This window comes from Streptomyces hygroscopicus subsp. hygroscopicus (assembly GCF_001553455.1).
Lineage (GTDB): Bacteria > Actinomycetota > Actinomycetes > Streptomycetales > Streptomycetaceae > Streptomyces > Streptomyces hygroscopicus.
The window spans coordinates 24114-30327 of sequence record NZ_BBOX01000255.1 but is presented as its reverse complement, the minus strand read 5'-3'; the positions used below and the strand labels follow the sequence as shown (position 1 = coordinate 30327).

Sequence of the window (6214 nt, the reverse complement as noted above, 5' to 3'; positions counted from 1 at the left end):
GAGGAACGCGCGTACGAGCCGTTCGGGCTCGGGCAGCAGCACCGGGTCGGAGGCGGGCAGCGGCGTGGCGTGCGCGGTGGGCGGCATGGCGGCGGCCAGCTCACGCACCCGCGTCAGATCGCCTGGGGTGAGCGGGCCGACGCGCCAGGCGTCGTGGTCGGTGGCGGTGAGTCCGGGCAGCAGCCGTCCGCGGGCCGCGAGTTGGAGGGCGAGTACGGCGGCGGCGCCCCAGAAGGCGGTGGCGGGGTCGCACTGTCCGGGCCCGGCCTGCGCGGCCCGCGCCCGCGCCCGGGTGAGCACCGGCAGCGCCTCGCCCAGGGGCAGCACGAGCGCCCGTACCGTGCGTGGGCGGACGGCGGGGCCCGCGGAGCCGGTGGGGGAGGCATCGGGGTCGTCCACCGGCACGACGACCGTCAGCTCCTCGGCGGAGCCGGTGACGGGGCCGGGAGGGGGCGTGCCGTCCGGCCGCCAGAAGGCGACCCGGCCGGTGCGGGCCGGATCGCCGGGAAGGAAGACCGCGGTGCAGCGGCAGAGCTCGGCGACCTCGGAGGGGGTCGCCGCGGAGGGTGGGGTCACAGCGCTGAGCATTCCTCAAATTTGACTAGTGGAGCCGGGGCCGCCCGAGGGTACAGGACGATCGCGTGAGGAGGAACCGGGGGCCGCCGGTGTCCGTTGTGTGAGTGAGTGCGGCTATGGGCCGCGAAGGAGGCGGGCGAGATGTCCACACGCGCGAAGGTCGCCGCCGGTGGTGTGGTGGTGGGTGTGGCCCTGTTGTGGGTGCTGCCCTTCTGGGCGGCGGTGCTGGTGATCGTGGGCGTGCCGGCGGTGGCGTATCTGCTGCTGGACCCCTCTCAGCGCCGCAGGCTGCGCAGGGTCTCCCGGAAGCAGCTGGGCCGCTGAAGCAGCCGGGTGGCCGGGGCAGGGCCGCGAAGCGCGGCCGCGGAAGACGGCCGGCCGGGCTCGGGGCCATGGGCGGCGCGGACCCGGGAGTGACCGCGCAGCACCGATCGCGGACCGCCCATGGCCCCGCGCGGGCCCGGCCGGCTGGGAGACGCCGTGCCTGCCGGTTGCCGTGCCCGCCGGGCGTCGTATCCGCCGGTTGCCGTACCCGCCGGGTCCGGGAGCGGGTACCCCGGACCGGGCGGAGCGAGGTGATCGCACGGGGTGGAGCGGGGTGCCCCGCGGGCGGCGGGTCCCGCGCTCGGCGTCTTCACCGGCCCGGGGCCGGGCTCGGGCTCAGAGCGGGCGTACGGCCAGTTCGTCCAGGGCTGTCAGCAGCCCCGGCAGTTCGGGGCCGCGGCCCACCGGCAGCACCTCGCCCGGCGCGTCGTCCAGCAGCACGAACGCGATGTCATCGGTGCGCGCCACCAGGCTCCAGCCCGGTCCGTCGGCGCGGAGCGTCCGCGCGTCGCCGGAGGCGAACGCCGAGCGGATCCGGCCCGGCGGCGGGGGCGATTCCAGATAGCCGCGCGCCTCTTCGAGCACCCGCCGCACGCCCCCGTGGGGCTTCTCGCCGGGCGACACAAATGTCACGTCGCTGTCCACCTGCTCGCGCCAGACCGCCCACTGGAGCGCGATCTCATCGGCGCCGAGCCGCCGCTGCGCCGGGCCCCACCGTTCGGCGTCCGGCGGCGCCAGTGGCGCGCGTGATGCGTCCCCCAGCCCGGGGTCGGGAGCGGGGTCGTGGGGCGCCGGTATGCCCGGGGCGGCCACTGCCACCGCCAGCGGCCAGCCGGGGAGGGAGGCGACCACCGTCCGGTCGTCGATGGCCAGGGCGTACTCCATCCCGCAGTCCCAGGTCGCGATGGCGCAGGCCACGAGCGACACATCGTCGGTGACCACCGTCCAGCGGGCGCCGCCGCCGTCCTGTCCCAGCACCAGTCCGTAGCCGTTCCGGTACGGCTCCAGCCCGAGCGCGGCACAGGCTTCGGGGTAGTCGTCGCCGAGCACGCTCGGGAATTGAGCGGGTGTCAGCAGCACCGCGGTCAGCACATACAGCGCCTCGTCGCCTGACTCGTCCCTGGCGGGCACGGCAGCCTCCTCCTGAGCTCGCGGATCCCCGGGGCCGATCCGTCGTCGGCGCACCCTAACCATCCGGTAGCCGTGGAGTCGAGACATCCGGCCGCGGCCGGCCCTCAGTCGTCGGCCGCCGCCCGGAGCGTGTGCAGCGTGCGCCGCAGCCAGGAGAGTTCGGCCTGGCTGGTGGCCCGGGCGATGGTGAGGATGCCACGCCGGAAGGGGTCCTCCACCTCCTCGGCGCGCAGCGGGCGGTCGCCCTCGTAGAAGAAGCTGGACGGCTGCCGCAGAAAGGCCATCCGGCGCTCCAGCACCTCCGCCTGCGCGGACGGGTCGTCCAGGTGCCGCAGGAACGCCAGCACGGTGAACCAGCGGTTCTCGTCGGTGATGTCGATGTCCGCCGGTTGTGCGAGGCGGCGGCGCAGCTCCGCGCGTCCCTCGGCGGTCAGCGTGAGGACGTGCCGGGGCGCGGCCCCCACCCCCGGCCGGGTCCGGCGGGCCAGCAGCCCGGCCTTCTCCAGCCGTTTGATCGCCGGGTAGAGGGTGCTCTCGGCCACGGGTTTCACATGTCCGGTCAGCGCGGCGATGCGCTTGCGCAACTCATAACCGTGCAGCGGGGCGTCATGGAGGAAGCCCAGGATGGCGAGTTCGAGCATGACCGCATTGTGCCGCATGACCGCTGTACCTCGCAGGCGCGATACATCGTAGCCGATGTATTGTTCGGACGTCCGACACGGACGGTGAGACGGGAGGAAGGCCATGCGGCACGCGCCATTCGGCCCCGAGGGGTGCCACATCGGATGGACCGGTACGGCGGGGGACGGGGACGGCGGCGCGGCGCGCGTGTACCTCCACGGGCTCGGTGCGGCATCGGCCGTCTACCACGCCCATGTCGCCGCCGTCCCGGCCCTCGCCGGCCGGCGGTCGCTCTTCGTGGACCTGCCCGGCCACGGGATCAGCGACCGCCCCGCCGATTTCGGCTACACGCTGGAGGACCACGCCGACGCGCTGGCCTGCGCCCTCGACGCGGCCGGGGTGCGGGGCGCCGAGGTCGTCGGACACAGCATGGGCGGATCGGTCGCCATCGTGCTGGCGGTGCGCCGCCCGGAGCTGGTGTCGCGTCTGGTGCTCACCGAGGCCAACCTCGATCCGCGGCCGCCGCTGACGGCGGGCAGCAGCATGATCGCCGCGTACCCGGAGGACGCTTTCGTGCGCGGCGGCGGCTTCGAGGAGACCTTGGAGCGGGTCGGGCCGGTGTGGCGGGCGACGATGCGGCTCACCGACCCGACCGCCCTGCACCGCAGCGCGTGCGCGCTGGTGCGCGGCACCCGGCCGACCATGCGCGAGATGCTCCTCGGCCTGGACATCCCCCGTACGTATCTGGTCGGCGGGCAGAGCGGGGAACTCCCCGGCCGCACGGAGCTGACGGCGGCCGGAGTGGCGGTCCGCACCGTGCCCGGAGCGGGACACAACGTGATGTTCGACAACGCCCCCGGCTTCGCGGCGGCGGTCGCGGCCCGGCCCTGAAGCCTTCCGGCCGGCCGCCCGGGTCCTATGCGGCGGGCCGCCCGGGTCCTATCCGGCGGGCCGTTCCCGCCCCGCCTCGCCGGTCTCCCGGACGGAGAGCGCCAGGAAGCGCGTGTCCTGGTCGGTGTACGACTCCAGACGCCAGCCGGCCCCGGCCAGCAACGGCCGCAGCCGGGGTTCGGCCCGCAGGTCGTCGGGGGTGAGGGGGCGGCCGTGGCGGGCGGCGAGAGCGGCCCGCCCCACCGGGTGGAACAGCGCCAGCCGGCCACCGGGGCGCACCACCCGGGCCAGTTCCCGCAAGCCTGCCGCGGGATCGGCGAGATGGGAGATCAGCCCGGCGGCGAACACCGCGTCGAGGCAGCCGTCGCGCAGCGGCAGCCGCGCCACGTCCGCGAGGGCGAGGCCCGCGGAGCCGTCCCGGCCCTCGCGTACGGCGGCGGCCAGCATGGCGGGCGTGAGATCCACTCCGAGGACGGTTCCCCCGGGGCCGACCGCGGCGCGCAGCGCGGGCAGCGCACGGCCGGTACCGCATCCGGCGTCGAGCACCGCGTCGCCGGGGCGGAGCCCGAGATCGGCGACGGCGGCGGCGTAGGCGGGGCCGTCGTCCGGAAAGCGGCTGTCCCAGCCGGCCGCCCGGGGGGTGAAGAAGTCCCTCACTTCGGCGGCGCTGTTTCCGTGGGAGGACTCATGTGGCACGGGAACTCCTCGGGACACCTCGGGTACGACGGTGAAGCGATGCGATGAGCAAGCAGCCTACGCCCGGATCGAGTAAAGATTCGGACGTTGATCGATCGCGCTGGCATCTAGCTCTGTCAAATTTCAACAGGTTCCGTAATGCGCCCCCACCGTGCGCCCCTGCCGGGTCTAGCGTCCCTGGCCCAGGGGACACCTGGAGCGCCGCCCGGCGCGGCGCATCCCGACAGCGCATCCCGACTGAGGGAGACCGCCCATGACCAAGCCTCGCAGCACTGCCGCACGCTCCATGGCCGATCTCGACCGGATCCTGGAGGATCTCGTGGCCCGGACCGAGGGCGTACGCCATGCCGTGCTGCTCTCCCGCGACGGGGTGACCGTCAGCGCGTCCCCCGGGCTCTCCCGTCAGGAGGCCGAACACCTGGCCGCCGTCGCCTCCGGATTCCACATCCTCGCCGCCGGGGCGGGCCGCCGGGGGCGCGGTGGCCCGCCCCGGCAGACGGCGATCGAGACGGCGGCGGGCACCCTCTTCGCCGCCGCGCTGGCGGACGGCGCGTGCCTGGCCGTTCTGGGCGCCGCCGGCACCGATCCCGCGGCGGTCGCCGAGCAGACCGCCCGGCTCGTGGACCTGGTGGACGGGCGGCGCGGGCCCTGGTCCCGCCGCCGGAGGTTCGGCCGCATCCGCGGGGGTACCCGGTACAGCTCCCGGAAGACGATGCCGACGACCACGGCGAAGGGATACGGCGATGCGAGCGGTGACGTGGCAGGGCCGGCGTGAGGTGACGGTGGAGACCGTCCCGGACCCGATCATCAAGGAGCCGACGGACGCGATCGTCCGGATCACTACCACCGGGCTGTGCGGCTCCGACCTGCATCTGTACGAGGTGCTCACGCCCTTCATGACCCCCGGCGACATCCTCGGCCACGAGCCGATGGGCATCGTCGAGGAGACCGGGCCGGAGGTGACGAACCTCAAGCCCGGCGACCGTGTGGTGGTCCCGTTCCAGATAGCCTGCGGACACTGCTGGATGTGCCGCTCCGGTCTGCCGACGCAGTGCGAGACCACCCAGGTCATCGAGCACGGCATGGGAGCGGAGCTGTTCGGCTACACCAAGCTCTACGGTGCGGTGGCCGGCGGCCAGGCGGAGTACCTGCGGGTGCCACAGGCCCAGTACGGCCCGATCAAGGTGCCCGAAGGCGTCCAGGACGACCGCTGGGTCTATCTGTCCGACGTGCTGCCCACGGCGTGGCAGGCGGTCGAATACGCGGCGGTTCCGCCCGGCGGCACGCTCGCGGTCCTGGGCCTCGGTCCCATCGGGAGCATGGCCTGCCGGGTGGCGCGGGTCCGGGGCCTGGCCGACCGGGTCATCGGTGTGGACCTCGTCCCCGAACGGCTGCGCCGGGCGCGTGCCGACGGTGTCGAGGTCCACGACCTCAACGACTTCTCCCATCAGGAAGACCTGGTCGAGGCCATCCGCTCGACGACCGGCGGCCGGGGAGTGGACGCGGTCATCGACGCGGTGGGCACGGAGGCCCACGGCAGCCCGGTCGGCCGGACCGCCCAGCGGGCCACGGGCTTCCTCCCGCGCGGCTGGGCCGCCAAGCTCACGGAGAAGGCCGGGGTCGACCGGCTGGCGGCGCTGCGGCTGGCCATCGCGCTGGTGCGGCGCGGCGGCACGATCTCCCTCAGCGGGGTGTACGGCGGCATGGCCGATCCGCTGCCGCTGATGACCATGTTCGACAAGCAGATCCAGCTGCGGATGGGCCAGGCCAACGTGCGGCGCTGGGTCGACGACATCCTCCCGCTGCTGACGGACGAGGACCCGCTGGGCGTCGACGGGTTCGCCACCCACCGCATGCCGCTGGAGGAGGCACCCCGCGCCTACGAGATGTTCCAGCACAAGGAGGACGGTGCGATAAAGATCCTCTTGCGCCCGTAAACGTCGGATGGGCGGGGTGCGTCATGAAGGGATGGATT

General features: G+C 74.2%; 7 protein-coding genes and 1 pseudogene. 4 read left to right on the top strand and 4 right to left on the bottom strand.

The window, feature by feature from the left end:
• Window positions 1-588, bottom strand: a pseudogene (locus tag AXW62_RS24790) (ATP-dependent helicase); the annotation flags it as partial.
• A 129-nt stretch (window positions 589-717) separates the two neighbouring features.
• Between AXW62_RS24790 and AXW62_RS24785 the strand changes: the two are divergent.
• Window positions 718-900, top strand: a complete 183-nt coding sequence (locus AXW62_RS24785) for a tail-anchor membrane protein (protein ID WP_030833957.1) — start codon at window positions 718-720, stop codon at window positions 898-900.
• A gap of 336 nt (window positions 901-1236) precedes the next feature.
• Here AXW62_RS24785 and AXW62_RS24780 read toward each other — a convergent pair whose 3' ends face one another.
• Both AXW62_RS24780 and AXW62_RS24775 read right to left on the bottom strand, forming a co-directional pair.
• Entirely contained in the window at window positions 1237-2031 is a 795-nt protein-coding gene (locus AXW62_RS24780; protein WP_030833960.1) for a hypothetical protein, read from the bottom strand.
• Window positions 2032-2135: 104 nt separating this feature from the next.
• Window positions 2136-2672 carry a PadR family transcriptional regulator gene (locus AXW62_RS24775; RefSeq protein WP_060946446.1) on the bottom strand — a complete coding sequence of 179 codons (537 nt, stop codon included), beginning with the start codon at window positions 2670-2672 and terminating at the stop codon, window positions 2136-2138.
• Between the two features lie 103 nt (window positions 2673-2775).
• On the opposite strand from AXW62_RS24775, the gene AXW62_RS24770 reads away from it, so the two are divergent.
• On the top strand, window positions 2776-3543 hold the full coding sequence (locus tag AXW62_RS24770) for an alpha/beta fold hydrolase (RefSeq protein ID WP_060946443.1): 768 nt from the start codon (window positions 2776-2778) through the stop codon (window positions 3541-3543).
• A gap of 48 nt (window positions 3544-3591) precedes the next feature.
• Here AXW62_RS24770 and AXW62_RS24765 read toward each other — a convergent pair whose 3' ends face one another.
• Window positions 3592-4239, bottom strand: coding sequence for a class I SAM-dependent methyltransferase (locus tag AXW62_RS24765; RefSeq protein ID WP_060946442.1), 648 nt, complete (start codon window positions 4237-4239; stop codon window positions 3592-3594).
• Between the two features lie 253 nt (window positions 4240-4492).
• Here AXW62_RS24765 and AXW62_RS24760 point away from each other — a divergent pair, with 253 nt between their 5' ends.
• On the top strand, window positions 4493-5014 hold the full coding sequence (locus AXW62_RS24760) for a roadblock/LC7 domain-containing protein (protein WP_060946441.1): 522 nt from the start codon (window positions 4493-4495) through the stop codon (window positions 5012-5014).
• Entirely contained in the window at window positions 4983-6176 is a 1194-nt protein-coding gene (locus tag AXW62_RS24755; protein WP_060946440.1) for a zinc-dependent alcohol dehydrogenase, read from the top strand. Before AXW62_RS24760 ends, AXW62_RS24755 begins: the two co-directional genes overlap by 32 nt.
• Window positions 6177-6214: the final 38 nt, after the last annotated feature.